Annotated in this window: 5 protein-coding genes and 1 pseudogene; all 6 read right to left on the bottom strand. The window is 32.5% G+C overall.

Features of this window, described 5'->3' with window-relative positions; translation table 11 throughout:
- Positions 1-291: 291 nt before the first annotated feature.
- The gene (locus AB1630_12715) at positions 292-558 is read right to left on the bottom strand and encodes a DUF3368 domain-containing protein (GenBank protein ID MEW6104652.1); all 267 of its coding nucleotides are present in this window, start codon (positions 556-558) and stop codon (positions 292-294) included.
- The gene (locus tag AB1630_12720) at positions 545-766 is read right to left on the bottom strand and encodes a hypothetical protein (protein MEW6104653.1); all 222 of its coding nucleotides are present in this window, start codon (positions 764-766) and stop codon (positions 545-547) included. Before AB1630_12720 ends, AB1630_12715 begins: the two co-directional genes overlap by 14 nt.
- Positions 763-1,003, bottom strand: a pseudogene (locus tag AB1630_12725) (UPF0175 family protein). Before AB1630_12725 ends, AB1630_12720 begins: the two are co-directional and overlap by 4 nt.
- A 108-nt stretch (positions 1,004-1,111) precedes the next feature.
- Positions 1,112-1,390, bottom strand: coding sequence for a T9SS type A sorting domain-containing protein (locus AB1630_12730; GenBank protein ID MEW6104654.1), 279 nt, complete (start codon positions 1,388-1,390; stop codon positions 1,112-1,114).
- Positions 1,391-1,396: 6 nt separating this feature from the next.
- The gene (locus tag AB1630_12735; GenBank protein ID MEW6104655.1) at positions 1,397-1,627 is read right to left on the bottom strand and encodes a type II toxin-antitoxin system HicA family toxin; all 231 of its coding nucleotides are present in this window, start codon (positions 1,625-1,627) and stop codon (positions 1,397-1,399) included.
- A complete protein-coding gene (locus AB1630_12740; protein MEW6104656.1) occupies positions 1,590-1,886 on the bottom strand; it encodes a hypothetical protein in 297 nt (98 codons plus the stop codon). The genes AB1630_12735 and AB1630_12740 overlap by 38 nt, the downstream gene beginning before the upstream one ends.
- Positions 1,887-2,050 lie beyond the last annotated feature (164 nt).

The following is a 2,050-nucleotide window of genomic DNA, read 5'->3' on the forward strand; positions in this document are numbered from 1 at the left end:
TTGATGGTATTTAACAAAAAAATCTACAAAGGAAAAAAGAGGCTATGTTTTTGTGATGTGTTTTTGATATAATATATCCTGTTTAGAGGTAATTCTGGACAAAGGTAGCGAAATATAGGAAATTAGTATTTTTTAGGGTTTGTGATAATTCCTGTTAAAACACCTTTCTAGTTAAGACAGCCTTTCCTGTTATTATTTCCTAAATATTTTACAATTTAGCCATAATTTGAGCAAGGACTTTTGACATTTGAAGACACATACAAATCCCCTCTGCAATCTCAATGTCTTGTTTCATTCTTCTGCTTCCTTTAAAAAACGCTCATATAACTCTTTATCTACCCAAAAACCTGCTTTGGCAATCATATCGTTAAGAAAGGGTTTAACCGCATCGATAAACATTTTACGCTTATCTTCAATAAGCACACCTAAAAGCCCAATAAATCTAATCCCTAAACAAGAAGCTATCTTACGAGCTCGCCGTTCATCCAGAAGTAAAAGATCTGCCTTCATCTCTATAGCCAATGTAATTGCCTCTGCCTCTTTTTTATCTAATTCCAAAAGCAACACAATCTACCATATTTTGGTTGATTATAGGTCGGGTTTTAATCCATAAATATCTCTTACTTAATTGTTCTTTGTGGACGATTGAAAGTTCCTGTAAAACTGTTTTTGGGATAAATATCTCCCCATAAAGTTGTTTAAGAAGATTTACCTGACCTATAGCAATAAGATTCATAATAGGCGAGGTATTACTTATAACAATCACCCTATCTCCTTTAAGGTCTTCAAATCTTCCTCAAAATCCTCTACACCATAATGGATAGGAACTTGTTGACTTGCAAGAAGATATTGAAATTGCAGCTTAAGTAATTCCGGCAAGTTGGCTCGCCTGGCCTAAAGTTAATTTTTCCTTCTTAAAGAGCAAAAGGGCAATTTCTTGTTTTAATTCTTCTTCTGTTATCCTTGCTGATTGAAAGATATCAAAAGGTATAGTGAAATTCATTAAGATATAGAATAACCTTCTTCCCAATCCTTGTCAAGGTTTTTAAGTTTCAAAACAACCTAATCTTTTGTAAGAGAGCAATAAACCAGATAGATTAAATCCTAAAGTTCATCTAATTGGCATTGGGATTTGGAGATTGGACATTTTTAAAAGCCCTCTCTTGACATCTTTGTCAATTTGTATAGCATCTTCCAAGGTAAGCTTGTAGATATAGACTCCAGAGACAACAGGTTTTCCCTGCTTATTTTTTAAATCCAATTCAACCTTGCCATTTGTATTGGTGAATTCTTGGTCAAAAACAAGCTCCCTTGCGATGTTGTAAATTCTAATTTTGCATTGGTCTGTAAGGTTTGCAAAAGTAATCTTTGGGCACCATAATTTTATCAGGGGGTTTTATAATCTTTTTATAATCTCTAAATATTCATTGACACTCATATTTAAGGTTCTTAAATTATTACGAATGACGAAAGCAGGAATTTCTTCATCCCTTGGAAAAACCACAGGTCTTTTTAAACCTTCTCTCCAATAAATTAAGTGGTCGCCTTTTTGACGCTCAAAATGACAACCAATATAAAGAAGAAATTTTTCAAACTTTTTCCAATGAATAGGGGCTAATTGGGACATAATCCTGAGCAATTAAAACTGGGGGTTGCCATCTTTGGCGAGTTTTCTGCCATCCTAAACTTGTTAAAACCTCTTTCAAGGTTCCTTTCTTAATTAGTTCTTCAAAGAAGATTTGAACCACCTCATAAAATCGTCTCCTAATTTCTTCATAATCTTTACCTGATGTTGATAAATCTAAAACAGGAGAATAGGCAATAAAATGTTTGCCCTCTTTAAAGATTGAAAAAGGCAAGTTAAACAAGATATTTTTCTTGTCCATATTTATATTATAAGATTTTAATATGCAATTGTCAAAATTTAGTAACTATTCAGCCTCTATTATAGGGATATGTTAAATTTTTCTCAATCTTTTTCTTAAAAATGCCGATAAATAAGATATGAAAGACAAAGAGATATGTAAAGATTGTAAGATACTTAAAGAGA

Source organism: bacterium, assembly GCA_040753555.1.
In the GTDB taxonomy this organism is placed as follows: domain Bacteria; phylum UBA9089; class UBA9088; order UBA9088; family UBA9088; genus JBFLYE01.

Excerpts from the sequence above, each read along its gene's own strand:
- AB1630_12735 (MEW6104655.1), bottom strand. The coding sequence starts at position 1,627 with ATGTCCCAATTAGCCCCTATTCATTGGAAAAAGTTTGAAAAATTTCTT.
- AB1630_12740 (MEW6104656.1), bottom strand. The coding sequence starts at position 1,886 with ATGGACAAGAAAAATATCTTGTTTAACTTGCCTTTTTCAATCTTTAAA.